Here is a 19,412-nt window from a genome sequence, read left to right on the forward strand (position 1 = left end):
GGAGGTTCTTTAGTTAAAAGGAATAAAACATTTGTTGAACTACTGTATTGATTATCAATCAATCACTTAATCCAACTTTTTTAGAAAAAAAGGATAATAAATATGGTGATTAAGAAAAAAGTATATTTCTTCAGATAAACAAACATTTATCGATAAATATTGGTTTATCTTCAGAAATAATAGTATTAGTTCAGTTAATTTATAAAACTTTAGGGACTTTCCCTTAAGGCATTTGATTATTTGAATCATATATATTATTATCTGCATTAAAGCTAACACCTGTCCATACATTTGGTAAGGTACGTAAAACTGCAACGTGAGTCGAGAATTCGGCTAATGGTTCAATCCTTATTTAGGGTGTAAGTTTTATTCTGTTATAAACACGTGCGAGAACTTCCCTTACTTTTATTTTATATGAGAAAACAAAAAGATTGGTTTAAAGACAGAGGTTATCCGCATTTTACTAATAAGACACCAATGTCTATTAGAAAAAATATTGAACGCTATGTTACCAGTCAAAAAAAAGTAGCTCAACATTCCTTCTCTCCTCTTATTTTTAAAGAAATAAAACAAAGACGTTATAAGTTATCAGATTTTAATGGTGAATTAAAACGCTCTCACAAAAAATTTAAAAAAGGGAAAGTAGTTTCTAATACAAAAATTAGAGAAATATTATACGCAACACATATTGATGCTCATATATATTCTTATTACACACAACAAATTATTACTCCAAAATACGAGGCATACTTAAAACAAAAAGTATTACTATCAGATTTAGTAACTGCTTACAGACAAATTGAAACATCTGATAAACTAAAGTTTAAAAATAATGTGCACTTTGCTAAAGATGTATTTGATGAAATAAAAAAAAGAGAAAACTGTGTTGCTCTTGTTATAGATATAGAAAATTTTTTTCCTAGTTTAAATCATAAAAGACTTAAATTAGCTTGGGCAAAAATATTAGGTTACAAAACATTACCTAAAGATCACTTTAATCTCTTTAAAGCAATTACCAGATTTTCTTATGTAAAACTAAAAGATTTAAAGACTAAAAATGGTCATTTTGATGAGAAGGAGTTAGCGAAACTTAAAAAAGAAGGTAAACACACGCTTTTTAATAGTATTAAAGATTTAATTGATTCTGATATTATAATTCATAAGAACCAAAAACAAAATAAACAAAAAGAATTAATAGGTATTCCTCAAGGATTACCTATTAGTGCATTATTAGCTAATATTTACATGCTTACTTTTGATGAGTCTGTTTTAAAAGAGTTGACTTTAAAACACAATGTATTTTATAGACGTTATTCCGATGATATAGTAATGATTTGCAATGAAAAACAAATTGAATTTGTTAGTCAATTTGTTAAAAATGAAATGAAAAAAAACAAATTAAAAGTTTCATTAGAAAAAACAGAAAAAACACTTTTCAAAATAAATAATAGTCGTTTACAATCGTATAAAATTAGGAAAGATGGTAGTCTAAAAGAGAATATTCCTTTAAACTATTTAGGTTTTGAATTTTATGGTTATCAAACATTAATAAAATCTAAAAACTTAGCTAAGTTTTATAGAGAAATGAAAAAAACTATAAAACGCAAACATAAAAGAACTGAAACCATTAAAGAAAAATATCTTTTAGATGAAGCACCAATATTTAAAAGAAAAATTTATAGATTATTTAGTTTTAAAGGAGAAAAATCTAGATTACTACCTGCAAAAAGAACGAGCTATATTAATGGTAAAGCTGAAACCGAATATTTTGAGAGAAAATTTAGAGGAAATTATTTAAGATATGCTTACAGAGCTGCTGACGATTTGGAAGCTCCTGAAATAAAAAGGCAATTGCGTAAACATTGGAGAATACTTCAAAAAACAATGAAAAAGTATGACTTTTCAAATGTTAAAAAAGACTCTTAAGTAATAAATTTTAAACCTTTATAATTTATTACTTTTACAATATTATAATTATAAATCATGAACGACAACCTCATTCTCATACTTGCCATATTAATTTCTGCTATAATTGGCGCTTATTTAGGCATTCTTTTTAATAAGCTGAAAAGTAAAAGCGAAAAAAGCACTTTAGAAGAACGTAATGCAAATCTACAACAACAGTTTAATGACTTTAAGCAATTTTCTGAAACCGAAAACCAAAAGCAAAATCAGAATTTTGAACATAAATTATCTGAATTAAAAGAAACCTTATCCAAAATTGAAACGGAACGTGAAGCTATAAGGCGTGAAAAGGACTTTTTAAATCAAGAATTAGCTCGAAAAAATACCGAGTACGAAAACCTTCAGCAATTAAATATTAAACGAGACGAAGAGTTAGAACTGCGACAAGAACAACTTCGAAAAGATTTCGAATTATTAGCTACAAAAATTCTAGATGAAAAATCAGAAAAATTTACACTTCAGAATAAAGAAAATATCAAACAAATATTAAATCCGTTACAAGAAAAAATTCAAATTTTTGAAAAGAAAGTCGATGACACGCAAAAGGAAAGCATAAGTATGCATTCTGCCTTAAAAGAGCAATTATTAGGCTTAAAAGATTTAAACCAACAAATGACAAAAGAAGCCACCAACCTTACCAAAGCTTTAAAAGGCGATAGTAAAATGCAAGGAAATTGGGGCGAATTAGTGTTAGAGCGTGTACTTGAAAAATCTGGTTTAGAAAAAGATAGAGAGTATTTTGTGCAACAAAGTTTTACAGATGCTACAGGAAAAAGAGTGTTACCAGATGTGGTTTTACACTTGCCTGATAATAAACGAATGATTATAGATAGTAAGGTGTCATTAACGGATTATGAGCGTTTGGTAAATGCCGATGACGATGAACGCGCAGTATTTTTAAAAGCACACGTTAATTCTATTAGAAGACATGTGGATCAACTTTCAGAAAAAAATTATCAGGATTTATACGATATAGAATCACCAGATTTTGTACTCATGTTTGTCCCTATTGAGCCTGCTTTTGCTGTGGCTATTAACGAGGACAATTCGTTATATAATAAAGCTTTCGAAAAAAATATTGTTATTGTAACTCCTGCAACACTATTAGCCACTTTGCGTACTGTAGATAGTATGTGGAATAACGAAAAGCAACAACAAAATGCTATTGAAATTGCAAGACAAGCAGGTGCTTTGTATGATAAGTTTGAAGGCTTAGTAAAGGATTTAACAGGTGTTGGTAAAAAGATTGATGATGCTAAAAAAGATTACTCTTCTGCAATGAATAAGTTAGTTGAAGGACGCGGAAACTTAATTACTAGTGTCGAAAAGCTAAAGAAAATGGGAGCTAAAGCTAAAAAAGCATTGCCAGAGAAAATTTTAAAACGCGCAGAAGAAGATGAATAACATAAAAAAGAATAATGATGAAGTTTTTAATTAAAATAGGAATTGGGTTACTATTAGTTATTGCAGCTTATTTTGCATTTATTTATTTTGTAACTTATAGTGAAGGTGTTCGTGCAGGACAACTCGTAAAATTTAGTAGCAAAGGTGTAATTTTTAAAACATGGGAAGGCGAAATTAGTCAAGGAGTTTCAGATGCGCAATTGTTTGAATTCTCTGTAGAAGATAGCCAAAAACAAGTGATAGAAGATTTAAATACACATCAAGGACGGTTTGTAAAACTGCACTATTTTGAGCGCTACAGCACATTGTTTTGGCTAGGAGACACCAAGTATTTTATTACTAAAGTAGAAAAAGATAATACCAGACAAAATACTAATTAACTATGAGTATAACCTTTAAAAAAGTAGATGCGTCGCGCATTAGTATGTCTCAACTCATGCAACCATCACACTCCAATTTTGGTGGTAAAATTCATGGTGGTTATATACTAAACATAATGGATCAAATTGCTTTTGCTTGTGCTTCCAAACACTCCAAAGCGTATTGTGTAACTGCAAGTGTAGATACTGTAGATTTTTTAAGACCTATTGAGGTTGGTGAGTTGGTAACCATGAAAGCCTCTATTAATTTTGTTGGCAATACCTCTATGGTTGTAGGAATGCGTGTGGAAGCAGAGAATATTCAAACAGGAGAAACACACCATTGCAACTCGTCTTACTTTACAATGGTTGCAAAAAATGAAAGTGGGAAATCTATACAAGTTCCTGGTTTAATTTTAAACGATAAAACTGAAGTGAAACGCTTTTTAAAAGCTTTAAAACGTATAGAAACAAAACAACAACGTCAACAAGAATTTGATCGCGAAGATTTTTCGCATTTTGACTATTTACCGCTTTTAGAAAAGTATAAGGTAAAAATAGATTTACCAGATAATTATTAATAAAAAAGTCTTCAATTTAAACTGAAGACTTTTTTATATTATTAGTTGTGGTTAATTATTGCTTTATAAATCGCTTTACAATAGAGCCATCATTGTTAGACAACTTTATAAGATATATACCAGAATTCCATGAGCTTACGTTTATAGAAGTAGTTTGAGTATTAGTGGACACAGTATTATAAATTTGTTTCCCTAAAATATCAAACACCTTTATAGATGTTTCTGTAGTTGTGTTTGGGATTACAACATTAAGTTGCGACGTCACAGGATTAGGAGATATTGAAAAATCTAGCTGCTCCTCAAAGCTTGGAGTACTTAGTGTCCCTTCTTCGACTACAGTAATAGTACCAAACATATTACCACTATGTGGTGTACAAACGTAAGGATTTGTTCCAATAACCGTAAATGTTCTGCTGTACGTAACTCCTTCTCCAGAGCTAATAAATCCACTATCCCAAGTCTCTGCACTTCCTGCTCCACTTGTTACAGTATGTGTGCCACCAGAATAGTAATTCCAAATAACAGTGTCACCTTCTTCTATAGTTCTATCTGCATTATTTGCTGCAGTTGCTGGTGTAACGTTAGAATTAGAACCAAAAGACCAATCTATAGTAACGGTTTCAGTAGTTTGAGCAGACACACTTAATACTGAAACTGTAAATAAAATAAAGAGTAATTTTCTAATCATAGCTTTAAAATTTATTTACAAGTTAGTGATTTTATCTTAATTATTTGAAAATCAATAAAAAAATCTTCCAAAATTAATTGAAAGCTTTTCATTGTATATTTATTTTAAACTGTTTTATTGCTTCATAAAACGTTTAGTAAATGTTTCTTTATTGTTAGTGGTTACTCTTACTAAATACAAGCCTGTATTCCAATCGGAAATCGAAATAGATGTTCTTAAACTGTTTAAGTTTTGAGAATATATTTTTTTACCCAAAACATCAAAAACATCTAATTTTACAGTTTCGTTATTTGAAGGTAAATTAATATTTAATCTCGATTTTCCTGGATTTGGGTAAATTGAAAATTCTTTGAAGCTCGTAAATTGATTAACACTTAGCGTATTAGAGTTTGCAGCAACAATATTATCTAATTGTAAAGTTGAAGCAATAACATCGCCTTTCCAAGCAGGAGCAGCACTACTTAAAATACGCATTTCAAAAACAGAAGCTAATGTTGATGCAATATTACTACCACCTTCAACAGTTGTAAAGTCTGATGCTTCGATAGGTATAATTAAAGTATTCCAGCCAGAACCAGAAGTTACTGTATAACTATTTGTTGTGCTTATTTTTCCGCCATCTCCATTAAAAGCTACTCTTAAGTTTAAATCTGAACCAGCATCTACTTTAGCATCTAATTTAATAGCCAATACTTGTTGACCAGTATAATCACTAGAGTTTGCCCATTGAATGCTGTTTTTAATAATCATTCTACTTGCAACTCCATTTGTTCCAGTAGAAATATATTGTAAACAATTATCTCCTGCTCCATTTGGACCTCCATTGGCAACATTTGTTGGACCAGCAGATCCACCTGCTCCTCCAATCGCCCAGTTATTAGTTCCAGAGTCAAAAGTATCTACTTGCTCTGCAACTACTTGTGCAGATATAAAGCTAAATAAAGCTGTTGATAATATAAATGTAAGTAATCTTGTTTTCATATAGTTTTCATTTTATACAAATGTAATTATTTAGATTGAAAATTTGTGTTAACTATTTACTTAAATACATCTTTCGTCTAGAATATAAGTTGTAAAACTCATCGTCCTTTAAATCGTCAATAAATAAAATACTTTCTCCAGTACTCTTCATTTCTGGACCTAATTTTTTATTCACATTATGAAACTTATTAAAAGAAAACACAGGTTGTTTTATAGCATACCCTTTTAATTGTGGATTGAAATCAAAATCAGTTACTTTTTTCTCTCCCAACATCACTTTAGTGGCATAATTAACATAAGGTTGTCCATACGCTTTTGCTATAAATGGTACTGTACGCGATGCTCTTGGATTGGCTTCAATAATATAAACCATATCATCTTTTATCGCAAACTGAATATTAATTAAACCTACAGTATTTAAGGCTAATGCAATTTTTTTAGTATGATCTTTTATTTGTTGCATCACTAAATCTCCTAAATTAAAAGGTGGAAGCAATGCATTACTATCTCCAGAGTGTATGCCGCAAGGTTCTATATGCTCCATTATTCCTATAATTTGCACATTTTCTCCATCGCAAATCGCATCTGCTTCTGCTTCAATTGCGCCATCTAAATAATGGTCTAAAAGTAATTGGTTTCCTGGCATGCGTCTTAATAAATCCACAACATGCTTTTCTAACTCTTCTTTATTAATCACAATTTTCATGCCTTGACCTCCTAAAACGTAAGATGGTCTCACTAAAATTGGAAAATCTAGCACATCTGCAATCGCAGAAGCTTCATCTGCAGTGGTTGCAATATCAAATTGTGGATAAGGGATTTCAAGTTCTTTTAATAACGAAGAAAAATTCCCTCTATCTTCAGCTAAATCTAAAGCCTGGTAACTTGTTCCTAATATTTTAATGCCATAGCGCTCAAGTTTTTCAGCTAACTTTAAAGCGGTTTGTCCACCAAGTTGTACGATTACACCTTCTGGTTTTTCGTGCTTAATAATATCGTAAATGTGTTCCCAGAATACAGGCTCAAAATATAATTTATCTGCTGTATCAAAATCGGTCGAAACGGTTTCTGGATTACAGTTAATCATAATGGTTTCGTAACCACACTCTGCAGCTGCTAAAATACCATGTACACAACAATAATCGAACTCAATACCTTGTCCTATTCTATTAGGTCCAGATCCTAAAACAATTACTTTTTTCTTGTCTGTAACTATACTCTCGTTATCTGCATAGCGTTTTCCATCTGCTGTTTCTACATCATTTTCGAAAGTAGAATAGTAATATGGTGTTTTTGCTTCAAACTCTGCAGCACAAGTATCTACCAGTTTGTACACTCGGTTAATACCTAATTCTTCTCTTTTATTATAAACCTGACTTTCTAAGCATTTTAACATGTGTGCTATTTGTCGGTCTCCATAGCCTTTTTGTTTTGCTTCTAACAGCAAATCTTTCTCTATAGTATCTATTGTAAAGGTTGAAATTTCCTTTTCAATAAAATACAATTCTTCATATTGCTTTAAAAACCACATATCTATTTTTGTGATTTCATGGATACGACTTAATGGGATTCCCATTTGTATAGCATCGTAGATAGCAAATACGCGATCCCAACTTGCGTGAGTAAGTTTATGGATAATTTGATCGTAATCTTTATAGCCTTTTCCATCTGCACCTAATCCGTTACGTTTAATTTCTAACGATTGGGTTGCTTTATGTAGTGCTTCTTGGAAGCTTCTACCAATTCCCATGACTTCTCCTACAGATTTCATTTGAAGGCCTAAAGTTCTATCGGAACCTTCAAATTTATCGAAATTCCAACGTGGTATTTTTACAATTACATAATCTAATGTTGGCTCAAACAACGCTGAAGTTGATTTTGTAATTTGGTTTTGTAATTCGTCTAAGTGATATCCTAAAGCCAATTTCGCAGCAATTTTTGCAATAGGATAACCTGTTGCTTTACTTGCTAATGCTGATGAACGGGAAACACGAGGATTAATTTCGATAGCAATAATATCTTCGTTTTCATCTGGACTCACAGCAAACTGTACGTTACATCCACCAGCAAAATCGCCAATACTACGCATCATGTGAATAGCCATATCACGCATTTTCTGGTACGTTTTATCGCTTAATGTCATGGCTGGAGCCACTGTAATGGAATCTCCAGTGTGGATTCCAATAGGATCCATATTTTCTATAGAGCAAATAATAACTACATTATCGTTGGAGTCTCTAAGTAACTCTAACTCATACTCTTTCCAACCAATTAAGGCTTTATCAATCATCACTTCATGGATAGGAGAAATTTCTAATCCACGTGTTAATAACTCATCAAAATCTTCTTCTTTATGTACAAATGAGGCTCCTGCTCCACCTAAAGTAAACGAGGCTCTAATAATTAATGGGAAACCAAACTCCTGAGCAATTTCTTTACCTTTTAAATATGAAGTCGCTGTTGCTTGAGGTGCCATTGGCACTCCAATTTTAAGCATTAGTTCTCTAAATTGTTCTCTATCTTCTGTAATATTAATAGCATCAATATTTACACCAATAATCTCTACACCAAAGTCTTTCCAAATTCCTTTTTCATCGGCTTCAATACACAAATTTAAAGCAGTTTGTCCTCCCATTGTAGGTAAAACAGCATCTATTTGTGGATGCTCCTTTAAAATTTTTATAATGGATTTAGTGTTAAGAGGTAGCAAGTAAACATGATCTGCCATGGAAGGGTCTGTCATTATAGTTGCAGGATTAGAGTTTATTAAAATAGTTTCTATTCCGTCTTCTCTTAAAGACCTTAATGCTTGAGTACCAGAGTAATCAAATTCGCAAGCTTGTCCGATTATAATTGGTCCAGAACCAATTATTAGTATTGATTTTAAGTTTTTATTCTTAGGCATTATTAAAAAAGTTTTTCAAAAATAGTTATTATTAGATACAAAAAAAGGCGTTACACCTAAGTAACGCCTTTAAAATATTAACAATTGTTAATCATTATTTTTTATGTCTAGTTTCAGATGAAACAGAAATCTTCTTTCTTCCTTTAGCTCTTCTACGTGCTAATACCTTTCTACCATTAGCAGAAGCCATTCTTTCTCTAAAACCATGTTTATTTCTTCTCTTTCTTTTCGATGGCTGAAACGTTCTTTTTGGCATTGTCTTATTTTTTTAAAATCTGAATTGTAAATCTATCTAAACCGCTTTGCATATTCTCCAAAACTGAGCGCAAATATACAACGACTTTTTTATTTCGCAAACCTTATTTAAAATATTTTTATATATTTTTTTTAAACCTCTAAAGTAATGTCAAATCCTCTAAACCACACTAAAATATAAGGAATTTGAGCGTTTATAACTGTAAAATTCAATAAAAATTTAGTTTCTTTGCACTCGGATTTTTAATAGAATGAAAATGTTGAATAAATTTTATACCACAATAGTATTATTTTTTGTGCTTTTAAGTGCTTCTTTTGCGCAAAATAAGTTAGAATATAAACTACATAAAGACGATGCTTTTACTGTTACGCAAAAAGCAAATCAGGATATTGTACAAAATATTAATGGCTCTAAACACGAAATGAATAACCTTTTAAGTGGAGTATTTACCTTTAGAGTGACTAATATTACAGATAGTACTTATATTATGGATTTTAAATTTGATGCTTTTAAAATGGCAACCACATCTAACATTTATGGCACCTTATTAAACGTGGATACAGATAAAGAAGTGTTGGACGACGATATTGAAGGTAAAATGTTTGCAGAATTAACTTCCACAACTCTTAAAATGGAAATGTTAAAAAACGGAAAAATTATCTCTGTAACTGGCACAGAAGCTTTGGTTGACAATATGATAAATGCTACAGGTGTTGAAGATGAATTTACTAAAGAGTTAATGAAAGAAGCTATGAAAAAAGAGTTTGGAAACGAAAGCTTATCTGAAAGCTTTGGACAAATGACTTATATTTATCCATCTAAAACTACTAAAGTAAACGACCAATGGCAGACCCAGTTTGAAGGTGATTTAAAAGCCGATAACACTTGGACTTTACAAGCCTTAGATAAAGATAAAATAACAATTAAAGGCGATAGCACTATTAAAATGTTAATGGAAGAAGATTCGCATACTATGTCATTAAATGGTACTCAAAACACGTCTCTTTCTGCCTTTAAAGAGAGTGGCTTTATACATACTATGACTGTAACCTCTAATGCAGAAGGAAATACAGAAATGAAAAATTTAAGCGCTGTTAAAATACCAACAACAATAACATCTACAACAACTTATAACGTCGTAAAAAATGTACAATAAAACAATTAAACTAGTTATAGCAGCATTACTATTAGCAACAGCTGTTTGGCAATTTACAGAAGGAGGAATTGGCAATGGAATTATGCTCATTTTTTTAGCCTTAATTTTTGTGTTTTTATATTTTAAAAATGAATTTATTTTACTTGCATTTTTAAGATTACGCAAACAAGATTTTCCTGGTGCTAAAAAGTGGTTAAATAAAATTAAAAATCCTGAAACTGCACTAGTCACTAAGCAACAAGGATATTATAATTTTTTACATGGAATTATGGTGTCTCAAGATAATATGAATGAAGCTGAGCGCTATTTTAAAAAAGCAGTTAATTTAGGGTTGTCTATGGACCACGATTTAGCAATGGCAAAATTAAATTTAGCAGGTATTGCTTTTTCTAAACGTAGAAAGCAAGAAGCCACTCTCTTATTAAACGAAGCTCAGAAATTAGATAAAAATGGAATGTTAAATGAGCAAATTAAGATGATGAAAGATAATATGAAACGTGCTCAAGCTCCAAAACAACATTATGGTCAAGGTGGCTCTATGCGTTCTCAAAAAAGAAGAAGCAGATAAGCTAATGCACTTACAATAAAGGCGCCCAAAGACGACAATAACTTTCTTTAAACTTTTCGGCTTTGGAGCGTTGTGTCCATTGCTCAAGATTCATTTTTTTGCTATGTTTTACATCTTCCAGAAAATGTGATTTAAGCTCTAAAGACGCTGCTTTATCATAGATTAGCGCATTAATTTCAAAATTAATATTAAAGCTTCTATAGTCCATGTTTGAGGTACCTACTGTACAAAACACATCGTCAACCACCATAGTTTTTGCATGTATAAACCCTTTTGTATATCTATAAATTTCAATATTTGCTTCTAACAATTCTTCTAAATAAGAATTTGTTGCATACTTAGCAGTCCAGGAGTCTGAAATATCTGGAATTAAAATTTTTACCTCTATCCCACTTTTTGAAGCTACTTGTAAGGCTTTTATAATCTCATCGTTTGGAATAAGGTAAGGTGTTGTGATGTAAATATACTCGTCTGCTGTTAGTATTGCAGAAAAAATAGCTTCCATAATATTTGCCCAATCTGTATCTGGACCACTACCAGCAATCTGTATTGGCAGTTTATCTTTACAATCATTTTTAGGAAAAAAATGTTCTGAAAATTCTGTTTTTCCATCTGAGACAAAATCCCAATTGGTAAGAAAATAAATTTGCAATGGTGCAACAGCTTCGCCAACAATACGCATGTGTGTATCTCTCCAGTACTTTTCACGCTCTGGTTTATTTACGTATTCATCTGAAACATTTATGCCTCCTATATACCCTATTTTACCATCTATAATAACTATTTTTCTATGGTTTCTATAATTCATTGTGCCAGTAAATTTTGTAAATAGTACTGGCATAAAAGGAAATAACATAACGCCTGCTTCCTTTAGTTTGGACTTAGATTTGGAAGATATGCTACTACCAACATCATCTACATTTAATCGCACCTCTACGCCTTCTTTGGCCTTTTCGCATAAAATAGTTATGATTTGCGTTCCAATATCATCATCTTTAAAAATATAATATTCTAAATGTATATGGTGTTTTGCTGCTTTTAAATCTTTTAGTAAAGCTTCAAATTTAACTTCTCCGTTTTTAAGAAATGTAATGTTGTTACAAACGGTTAGTGGTGTGTTTTCACTATGATGAAGTAATTTTACTAGCTTCATCTTACTTTCTAATTCATTATCAAAAGATTCTAATTCGCTTTTGCTAAGCTCTAATTCTTTTTTAGCTTTTTGTATTATAGATTGGTTAAGTACATTTTTTCTGCTAAAAATTTTATTCTTTCGGTATTCTTGTCCAAATAGATAATATACCAAAAGTCCTATAAAAGGAAAAAACACTAATACTATTATATAGCTTAGTGTTTTTGTTGGATTTATTCGTTTAAAAAATATAGTGATTACTGCAGAAATTGCAAGTATATAGTTTAAGACTATAAGGAGTAACCAAATATTATTCTTTATAAAATCAATCATTAAGGATTTGAGTTATAATAGCCTTCTTTTGGAATGTCTATATAATATTTTTTTCTGGATTTATTGTTTAAGTGTGGCTCGCGCAACCAAGGGTTGTGAAGCTTTAAAATTTTATAATTAATATTAAATTTTTCAGAAAAATCTGCAAAGTTAGTGACTGCTGTATCTACTTCTACTTTGTAGGTTGGTATGTTGTTATATAAATCTTTTGGTCTAAAATTAAATCCATACTTTTTAGGGTTTTTCAATATTTCTTTTAAAGCCACAATTCTAAACACGTATCGTCCAGTTTCTTCACCTAACAATAAATCGTAATAACTGTTTACTTGTTGTGCTTTTAATCGTCTAGAAATACCTGCGTTGCCTGCATTATATGCTGCAGCAGCTAAGGTCCAAGACCCTAAACGTTCTTTAGATTTTTTAAGATAATCGCAAGCCACTTCTGTTGCCATTTCTAAGTTGTAACGCTCATCTACATTGTCATTAACTTCCAAGCCATATTCTCTTCCTGTGCCTTTCATTATTTGCCAAAAACCACTTGCTCCTGCAGGAGATCTTGCATTTGTTAATCCGCTTTCTATTACAGCTAAATACTTAAAATCGTCTGGAATACCATGCTTTTGCAAAATAGGCTCTATTACAGGAAAGTATTTTTGAGCTCGTTTAAACATTAATAACCCGTTAGATTGCCAATAGGTATTGACTAGCAATTCTTTATCCATGCGTTCTAAGATATCTGGATTACTTAAAGGGACTTGTTCTCCTGCAAAATCCAAATAACTAGGTACTTGCAAGGCATAGACGTTATAGTCGTTTATCATCTTTTTTTCTAAATTCTCATCACTTGGTGCATCTTGCAAAGCAAAGATAAATAGTGAGCATAGTGCAAATACTCCTATCATTACCAATCCATTTTTTATCATTTTCATCTTTATTTTATTTTACTTAAAAATACATAATTAATGCATACCTACAACTATTGCTCCAAAATAAGTTTTGGTAAGTTTGTATTAAACCATTTAAATTTATTGATTATCATAATATGTGTTCCGCCTTTGATTGTAATACAGTTTTTAATGTGCTGTAACGGAAACACCATATCATTATCACCATGAATATGTATAACATCTATAATAGGTTCTTCTTGCTCCCAGCATACCATTTCTTTAATGGCCCAATCTAAATAGTTTTTATCACTAATCGACAAGTATTTTTTGTACAATTCTACACGTTTTGTAATGGTTTTACCAAATGCATACTTAGCCAACAAATCTATATTCCCTAACAATTGAGTTGGTACTATTTTATAAGCTTTGGTTGTTCTTGCTAATTTTAAACGTTTTGGTAATTCGTGTTTTGTTTTTACACTAGAGACTATAATTACTTTACGCAAGGCAATATGTTTACTCATTTCTTGAACTAAAACACCACCAAAGGAAACGCCTATTAAAACGCTATTTTCGTATTTTATATTTTTAGTCATTCGGTTTGCATACTCTGATAACGATTCGTTTTTTAAAGGAATCATCCACTCTAACCAATGAATTTTAAATTGCTCTTCTGGTAATTTTATGTGCTCAAAAATAGTTGGATTTGCAGCCATTCCTGGCATTAAATAAACATGTATTATTTCCTGATTCATAAGCTTTTAACGTTTGGTATAATGGAATTAATCATATTTTTTTGTACTTTTGCATTTATAGCAAAAATAGTTAGTACTATTTTAAATTTCCTAAAAAAAACAATAAACTCTATTTATTATGATTGATGCTGCTGAACTAGTTGACAATGAATTCCTACGTCAATTTGAATTAAAAATCGACGACCATTTTGCGAAAATTGAATATTCTTTACAAGAACGTAAAATATTTTTAACAAAACTTATTATTCCTGAAGCTATTACAGATGAAAATTTTACAAGTGATTTTTTAAAACTTGTGTTTAGTAATGTACAAGAACGCAACTTAAGTGTGGTACCAACAAGCCCTGAAATTGCGAAATTTATTAGAAGAAATAGACAATATAAAAGCTTATTACCAGTAGGTGTTAGAATATAAGTTTTAATAATAATACAAAAAAAACCAAAAACATAAGTTTTTGGTTTTTTTTTAAATTATAATATTACTTTGTAACTACAACTTAGTAAGCTGCTGTTATAGATCCATTCTCTATTGTAATTGTAATTGTTTCTCCAGTATTATCGTCATATCCTGTTAAAGTTCCTGAAAACGTCATAGCGAAGTTAGAACCATCGTTAACACTAACTACTGAGTTAAAGTTTTGACTATTAAAACTACTATACTGTACACCATTATCTACATAATAAAGATAATCTAATGCATCTGCACCTAAATCTCCTACCTCTAAGTAAAAAGAAAATATTTTAGAAGTATCTGTACCAATAGTTGCAGTAACATCTAATTCTGTGTAAGTCTCTGTTCCTTCAGTATATGTCTCTTTATCTACAACTACAGTGTTAAAAGTTAATGCAGTTCCATTAATTGTTGCTTTTAATTCTGAAACCTGAGAAGAACCTCCACCATTATCATCGTCACTAGAACAAGATGTAAATACTAAGGCGAATACTGCCAATAAGCTAAATGCTAAATTTTTCATTTTTGTTTGTTTTTTTTAAATTATTAGATTGCAAATATAAAATAAGAAACCAACTACACAAGTGTTTCAACAAAATTAAAACGCACTATACCATCGTCGTCTATTTTTGTGAGTGTAACGTCGTGAAGCGTGTTTACTAACTCAGGATTCCAAGGCGCTTTTACTTTTACATAATTTTCTGTAAAACCGTGTATGTAACCTTGTTTGTTTTCGCTTTCAAACAGCACTGTTCGTGTTGTATTTATTTGGTTTTCGTAATACGCTCTTCGCTTTTTGACGGATAAGCCTCTAAGCATTTTACTTCGTTTAGTTCTTACATTTTTTGGCACAACACCATCCATAGTTGCTGCTACAGTATTATCACGCTCAGAATAAGTAAACACATGTAAATAGGAAATATCTAAAGCGTTTAAAAAGTTGTAAGTTTCTAAAAATTCGGCTTCGGTTTCGCCAGGAAAACCAACAATAACATCTACTCCAATACAAGCATGTGGCATTGTTTTTTTAATTTGGTTTACACGATCTACGTATAGCTCTTTTAAATAGCGACGACGCATTTTTTTTAATACTGAATTGCTTCCGCTTTGTAAAGGAATATGAAAGTGTGGCACAAACGTATTGCTCTTAGACACAAACTCTATCGTTTCATTTTTAAGCAAATTTGGTTCTATTGAAGAGATTCGTAAACGCTCTATACCTTCAACTTTATCTAATGCTTCTACAAGCTCATAAAAAGTATGTTCGTGTTTTTTATTGCCAAACTCGCCTTTGCCATAATCGCCAATATTTACACCTGTAAGTACTATTTCTTTTATACCTTTATTCGATATTTCCTCAGCATTTTTAAGTACATTTTCCATAGTATCACTACGCGAAATCCCTCTAGCTAAGGGTATTGTGCAATAGGTGCATTTATAGTCGCAACCGTCTTGTACTTTTAAAAACGCTCGTGTTCTGTCGCCTATAGAATAACTACCAACATAAAAATCGGCTTCTTCAATTTCGCAACTGTGTACTTCGCCAAAATCGTTTTTAGTTAAATCGTTAAGGTAGTCTGTGATTTTAAATTTTTCAGTAGCACCTAAAACCAAATCTACACCATGTACATCTGCTAATTCTTGTGGTTTTAATTGTGCATAGCAACCAACTGCTGCTACAAAAGCTTCAGGATTAGACTTTTGAGCTTGTTTTACAATTGTTTTAAAACGTTTGTCTGCATTTTCGGTTACAGAGCAGGTATTTATAACATAAATATCTGCTGGCTCAGAGAACTCTACTCTTTTAAAGCCTTCATCTTTAAAGTTTCTAGCAATGGTAGAGGTTTCAGAAAAATTTAATTTACATCCAAGAGTGTAAAATGCTACTTTTTTGTTTTCCACAGTTAAAATTAAAATTTACCCACTGGTAAATTATTATATTTACAGGATTAATAATTAGGCTCGCAAATTTAATAAATTGTTTGCAAGTATAATAACAATACTAAGGTTTAAGACGTTAGTATTGAAAACCGAAATATCATTTATGTCTAAAATAGAACAACGCTTAAAAGAAGTTTATACTTTTTTTGAAAACAAAGACACTGTACTTGGTTATAGAAAACTAATGGATTGTGCGATTGATACTCAAAATCTAGATATTTATAAAACCGTTATTGCGCTTACCGATTGGAAAGAAAGTACAAATTATAACAACGAGGAATTTATAACCAAATCGCTAACTATTTTAGAGTCTATTGCTAAGCTTCCAATAGAAGAATATAATGTAACCCAACCTATAATTGTAGCAAGAGATATTATTAAAAGCTATGGTATTAATCGTTTTGAACTTGGACCAATTTCGTTAGAAATTAGCAAAGGGAACGTTTATGGTTTGGTTGGCGAAAACGGAAATGGCAAAACAACATTATTACGTGTTTTGGCAAAAGAACTAAAACATACTAAAGGCGATTTACAGTTTAATTTCGATTCTAAAATTAGTAATGCTTTCGATTTGCGTTCTAAACTGGTTTACATTCCGCAACGCACGCAAAAATGGCATGGAAGCTTAAAGGACAACCTTAAATTTGTACTCACAAATTACGGAACACCTCCTGAAGAAAATGAAACTAGAGTATTAATGATGATTGCCAGATTAGGACTTTGGAACTACAAACACCTAAAATGGAGCGAACTCTCGTCTGGTTATAAAATGCGTTTTGAATTGGCAAGAACTTTACTTCGCCAACCAGAAGTTTTATTATTAGATGAGCCTTTAGCAAATTTAGATGTACTCGCACAACAGGTGATTTTAGAAGATTTAAAGTCTATTTGCAACTCAATTACCAATCCAATTGCACTAATTTTAAGTTCGCAACAATTATACGAAGTCGAAAAAGTATCTGACAAAGTTATATACCTAAAAAACGGAAAATATAAAGATAATCTGCAAACTAATACTACAGAAGACACAGACCAGCTTATTGTAGAAATAGATAGCACTTGCGAAAGACAACAATTATTAGACGTGTTTAAACCAATAGCACTAGAAAAACTAGTTTATAATGGTGGAATTTATGTTGCTTATTTTAAACCTACAACACCCTTTCATTCTGTTTTAGAAGTTTTAGGAACTCATAAAATAGAAGTCACCTACACTAGAGATATCTCGCGTTCTACACGAAGATTTTTTGTATCATAATCCATCACTTTTCAATGAAAAAATTTATATATAAAACCAATCAATATTTATTAGAGCGCTATCCAAATATTTGGAATACCAAAGTGGTGTGGATGCTTGCAGCTTCACTTATATTACATATTATATTCTTTTTAATAGGCTTTGTGTCGTTAACTAACAAAGCTATTCTGCAAGAAAGACGAGCAATAGATAACTTTTTCGAAAACGGAACTGTGTTTTTTGGTATTATGGTTTCCATAATACTGGTTGTTTTGTGGCTAATAAACATGTTTAAAAACAATAGTTTTAAAAACTTTTATCCAACCACTAAATTGGATGTGTTTAAACAGTTTCTGCTCTATTTTGTAATCCTTTTTAGTGCGACAACATTTTACTATTCCTATATTTTTGGACTCAAAGCTTATGTTGGCATTACGTATCCCGACGACGAGTTGTATAGTGATATTCAAATAGCAAACGATGCTTCTCTGTTTTTATCACACAAAATTTCGGATTATACTGTAGATAATCTTGCCTTTCCAAAACCTTTTGATACGCTATTTTGCGAAACCGAAAAAAGTGCAATTAATTTTAATCAGCCTCATCTTTCGTTTTTAGAATATAAGTATCAATTTTTTACTTTGAGGAAAGAACAGTTTTTTCAAAGTGAATCGATTCCAGAAGAATACACACAAAATGTCGTGTTTAGAAAAACAATTAACGACTCTGTAATACTGTTTTATAAAGATAGTTTGGTAGATATTGTTGCTAAATATGGTAAAAATGCAGAGCCTTCTTATTTTAATTATTCTGAAACGTTTTATACATCAAAACGTGATAAGAACGAAGACAACCAATTTGATTCTAATCAATATATAACAAAACTAGATTATGATTACAGAAATACTATAAGCACTATAGAAAACATAAACCGAAACAAAAAAAATTATGACTTATTAAAACGAAACAATCCTGAAGAAATTAAAGCGTTAGTTTCTAATTTTCATAACGTATTAAACAAACACAACATTGCTAATAACATTACCAAAGAAGCTTGGTTTAATAGTATTTACACTCCTGAAGCCTACACGATTAAACATTTAATTAGGACGCATCCAAAAGTACCATATAGTATTCAATATGATTATGAAGACAGTAACGCTACAGTTGAAGAAACTGCTCGTAGAAAATATTATAAAGAACACATTACAGACTACTACATAAAAAGTGATAATCTAGAGCACGTTTTTGGTAATCTTGAAACCATAAAAACTAAAAATGTATTTATAGACAGCATACACGTATTTATGTGGATTTCGTTTTGTTTATCAATAATTATTTTTGCGTTTAGAATTACAGGTTTAAAATCGTTACTATTTTCTATAATCGCTTTTATAGTACTACTAATTATCATGTCTTTATTTGCTGCATTTGTGAGTTATGCAGGACGCATGAGCAATAATAGTGAAGAATATTTTATAGCCTATTTTGCACTATGTATTGGAATTATAATTCTATCGGTTACCTTCTTTTATGGCGATAAAATTAAAAAAGCCGTTTCTGCAGTATTTTTAAACCTTACAATAACCATATTTGTACCTTTTGTTTTACTTATTTTAGGCATCATAACCATGCATCAAAACGATGCGTGTAAAGCAAAATATAACACTACTTATGTTTACGAAAAATGCTTTACAATTATGGACACTTTAGGAATATATTGGAGTTATGTGTTATTAATTATTGGTTTTGTATTTATTTATTTTTTCTCAAAACGCATTTTAAAATGGAAGTCACTTCCGGAAGGATAAAA

General features: G+C 30.9%; 18 protein-coding genes. 9 read left to right on the plus strand and 9 right to left on the minus strand.

Going from position 1 to position 19,412, the window contains the following annotated elements:
- The first annotated feature begins 414 nt into the window (after positions 1–414).
- The 4 genes from ACVC5O_RS05395 to ACVC5O_RS05410 are packed head-to-tail and all read left to right on the plus strand — an operon-like array spanning position 415 to position 4,309.
- Positions 415–1,926, plus strand: coding sequence for a reverse transcriptase domain-containing protein (locus ACVC5O_RS05395; protein ID WP_452220449.1), 1,512 nt, complete (start codon positions 415–417; stop codon positions 1,924–1,926).
- A gap of 57 nt (positions 1,927–1,983) precedes the next feature.
- Positions 1,984–3,369: a DNA recombination protein RmuC gene (gene rmuC / locus ACVC5O_RS05400; RefSeq protein ID WP_452220450.1), complete on the plus strand. Its 1,386-nt coding sequence runs from the start codon at positions 1,984–1,986 to the stop codon at positions 3,367–3,369.
- A 14-nt stretch (positions 3,370–3,383) separates the two neighbouring features.
- Positions 3,384–3,749 carry a 6-phosphogluconate dehydrogenase gene (locus ACVC5O_RS05405; RefSeq protein ID WP_452220451.1) on the plus strand — a complete coding sequence of 122 codons (366 nt, stop codon included), beginning with the start codon at positions 3,384–3,386 and terminating at the stop codon, positions 3,747–3,749.
- 2 nt (positions 3,750–3,751) lie between these two features.
- Entirely contained in the window at positions 3,752–4,309 is a 558-nt protein-coding gene (locus ACVC5O_RS05410) for an acyl-CoA thioesterase (RefSeq protein ID WP_452220452.1), read from the plus strand.
- A 55-nt stretch (positions 4,310–4,364) separates the two neighbouring features.
- On the opposite strand, the gene ACVC5O_RS05415 is transcribed toward ACVC5O_RS05410, so the two are convergent.
- The 4 genes from ACVC5O_RS05415 to rpmH form a co-directional block, all read right to left on the minus strand.
- On the minus strand, positions 4,365–4,997 hold the full coding sequence (locus tag ACVC5O_RS05415) for a T9SS type A sorting domain-containing protein (protein WP_452220453.1): 633 nt from the start codon (positions 4,995–4,997) through the stop codon (positions 4,365–4,367).
- 114 nt (positions 4,998–5,111) lie between these two features.
- Positions 5,112–5,978, minus strand: a complete 867-nt coding sequence (locus tag ACVC5O_RS05420) for a T9SS type A sorting domain-containing protein (protein WP_452220454.1) — start codon at positions 5,976–5,978, stop codon at positions 5,112–5,114.
- Positions 5,979–6,030: 52 nt separating this feature from the next.
- Positions 6,031–8,883, minus strand: a complete 2,853-nt coding sequence (gene carB, locus ACVC5O_RS05425) for a carbamoyl-phosphate synthase large subunit (RefSeq protein ID WP_452220455.1) — start codon at positions 8,881–8,883, stop codon at positions 6,031–6,033.
- A gap of 94 nt (positions 8,884–8,977) precedes the next feature.
- Positions 8,978–9,139: a 50S ribosomal protein L34 gene (gene rpmH, locus ACVC5O_RS05430; protein ID WP_028281753.1), complete on the minus strand. Its 162-nt coding sequence runs from the start codon at positions 9,137–9,139 to the stop codon at positions 8,978–8,980.
- A 256-nt stretch (positions 9,140–9,395) separates the two neighbouring features.
- Here rpmH and ACVC5O_RS05435 point away from each other — a divergent pair, with 256 nt between their 5' ends.
- Both ACVC5O_RS05435 and ACVC5O_RS05440 read left to right on the plus strand, forming a co-directional pair.
- Entirely contained in the window at positions 9,396–10,295 is a 900-nt protein-coding gene (locus ACVC5O_RS05435; RefSeq protein ID WP_452220456.1) for a DUF6263 family protein, read from the plus strand.
- Positions 10,285–10,863, plus strand: a complete 579-nt coding sequence (locus tag ACVC5O_RS05440; RefSeq protein WP_452220457.1) for a DUF2892 domain-containing protein — start codon at positions 10,285–10,287, stop codon at positions 10,861–10,863. The genes ACVC5O_RS05435 and ACVC5O_RS05440 overlap by 11 nt, the downstream gene beginning before the upstream one ends.
- Before the next feature lie 10 nt (positions 10,864–10,873).
- Here ACVC5O_RS05440 and cls read toward each other — a convergent pair whose 3' ends face one another.
- The 3 genes from cls to ACVC5O_RS05455 are packed head-to-tail and all read right to left on the minus strand — an operon-like array spanning position 10,874 to position 13,970.
- Positions 10,874–12,328 carry a cardiolipin synthase gene (gene cls, locus ACVC5O_RS05445; RefSeq protein ID WP_452220458.1) on the minus strand — a complete coding sequence of 485 codons (1,455 nt, stop codon included), beginning with the start codon at positions 12,326–12,328 and terminating at the stop codon, positions 10,874–10,876.
- Positions 12,328–13,257 carry a lytic transglycosylase domain-containing protein gene (locus tag ACVC5O_RS05450; protein ID WP_452220459.1) on the minus strand — a complete coding sequence of 310 codons (930 nt, stop codon included), beginning with the start codon at positions 13,255–13,257 and terminating at the stop codon, positions 12,328–12,330. The genes cls and ACVC5O_RS05450 overlap by 1 nt, the downstream gene beginning before the upstream one ends.
- 47 nt (positions 13,258–13,304) lie before the next feature.
- Positions 13,305–13,970 carry an alpha/beta hydrolase gene (locus tag ACVC5O_RS05455; protein ID WP_452220460.1) on the minus strand — a complete coding sequence of 222 codons (666 nt, stop codon included), beginning with the start codon at positions 13,968–13,970 and terminating at the stop codon, positions 13,305–13,307.
- 118 nt (positions 13,971–14,088) lie between these two features.
- Here ACVC5O_RS05455 and ACVC5O_RS05460 point away from each other — a divergent pair, with 118 nt between their 5' ends.
- On the plus strand, positions 14,089–14,385 hold the full coding sequence (locus tag ACVC5O_RS05460) for an N-acetyltransferase (protein ID WP_452220461.1): 297 nt from the start codon (positions 14,089–14,091) through the stop codon (positions 14,383–14,385).
- Positions 14,386–14,467: 82 nt separating this feature from the next.
- On the opposite strand, the gene ACVC5O_RS05465 is transcribed toward ACVC5O_RS05460, so the two are convergent.
- Complete coding sequence (locus ACVC5O_RS05465) at positions 14,468–14,944, minus strand: hypothetical protein (RefSeq protein ID WP_452220462.1); 477 nt, start codon at positions 14,942–14,944, stop codon at positions 14,468–14,470.
- 53 nt (positions 14,945–14,997) lie between these two features.
- The gene (gene mtaB, locus ACVC5O_RS05470; RefSeq protein ID WP_452220463.1) at positions 14,998–16,323 is read right to left on the minus strand and encodes a tRNA (N(6)-L-threonylcarbamoyladenosine(37)-C(2))-methylthiotransferase MtaB; all 1,326 of its coding nucleotides are present in this window, start codon (positions 16,321–16,323) and stop codon (positions 14,998–15,000) included.
- 142 nt (positions 16,324–16,465) lie between these two features.
- On the opposite strand from mtaB, the gene ACVC5O_RS05475 reads away from it, so the two are divergent.
- Positions 16,466–17,620 (plus strand): ABC transporter ATP-binding protein, encoded by a 1,155-nt coding sequence (locus tag ACVC5O_RS05475; protein ID WP_452220464.1) that lies wholly within the window; start codon positions 16,466–16,468, stop codon positions 17,618–17,620.
- Positions 17,621–17,634: 14 nt separating this feature from the next.
- The gene (locus ACVC5O_RS05480; RefSeq protein WP_452220465.1) at positions 17,635–19,410 is read left to right on the plus strand and encodes a hypothetical protein; all 1,776 of its coding nucleotides are present in this window, start codon (positions 17,635–17,637) and stop codon (positions 19,408–19,410) included.
- Positions 19,411–19,412 lie beyond the last annotated feature (2 nt).

The organism is Lacinutrix salivirga (assembly GCF_053604675.1).

Excerpts from the sequence above, each read along its gene's own strand:
- carB (WP_452220455.1), bottom strand. The coding sequence starts at position 8,883 with ATGCCTAAGAATAAAAACTTAAAATCAATACTAATAATTGGTTCTGGA.
- cls (WP_452220458.1), bottom strand. The coding sequence starts at position 12,328 with ATGATTGATTTTATAAAGAATAATATTTGGTTACTCCTTATAGTCTTA.
- ACVC5O_RS05480 (WP_452220465.1), top strand. The coding sequence starts at position 17,635 with ATGAAAAAATTTATATATAAAACCAATCAATATTTATTAGAGCGCTAT.
- ACVC5O_RS05395 (WP_452220449.1), top strand. The coding sequence starts at position 415 with ATGAGAAAACAAAAAGATTGGTTTAAAGACAGAGGTTATCCGCATTTT.
- ACVC5O_RS05455 (WP_452220460.1), bottom strand. The coding sequence starts at position 13,970 with ATGAATCAGGAAATAATACATGTTTATTTAATGCCAGGAATGGCTGCA.
- rmuC (WP_452220450.1), top strand. The coding sequence starts at position 1,984 with ATGAACGACAACCTCATTCTCATACTTGCCATATTAATTTCTGCTATA.
- ACVC5O_RS05465 (WP_452220462.1), bottom strand. The coding sequence starts at position 14,944 with ATGAAAAATTTAGCATTTAGCTTATTGGCAGTATTCGCCTTAGTATTT.
- ACVC5O_RS05460 (WP_452220461.1), top strand. The coding sequence starts at position 14,089 with ATGATTGATGCTGCTGAACTAGTTGACAATGAATTCCTACGTCAATTT.
- ACVC5O_RS05435 (WP_452220456.1), top strand. The coding sequence starts at position 9,396 with ATGTTGAATAAATTTTATACCACAATAGTATTATTTTTTGTGCTTTTA.
- ACVC5O_RS05405 (WP_452220451.1), top strand. The coding sequence starts at position 3,384 with ATGATGAAGTTTTTAATTAAAATAGGAATTGGGTTACTATTAGTTATT.
- rpmH (WP_028281753.1), bottom strand. The coding sequence starts at position 9,139 with ATGCCAAAAAGAACGTTTCAGCCATCGAAAAGAAAGAGAAGAAATAAA.
- ACVC5O_RS05475 (WP_452220464.1), top strand. The coding sequence starts at position 16,466 with ATGTCTAAAATAGAACAACGCTTAAAAGAAGTTTATACTTTTTTTGAA.
- ACVC5O_RS05440 (WP_452220457.1), top strand. The coding sequence starts at position 10,285 with ATGTACAATAAAACAATTAAACTAGTTATAGCAGCATTACTATTAGCA.
- ACVC5O_RS05420 (WP_452220454.1), bottom strand. The coding sequence starts at position 5,978 with ATGAAAACAAGATTACTTACATTTATATTATCAACAGCTTTATTTAGC.
- ACVC5O_RS05410 (WP_452220452.1), top strand. The coding sequence starts at position 3,752 with ATGAGTATAACCTTTAAAAAAGTAGATGCGTCGCGCATTAGTATGTCT.
- ACVC5O_RS05415 (WP_452220453.1), bottom strand. The coding sequence starts at position 4,997 with ATGATTAGAAAATTACTCTTTATTTTATTTACAGTTTCAGTATTAAGT.
- ACVC5O_RS05450 (WP_452220459.1), bottom strand. The coding sequence starts at position 13,257 with ATGAAAATGATAAAAAATGGATTGGTAATGATAGGAGTATTTGCACTA.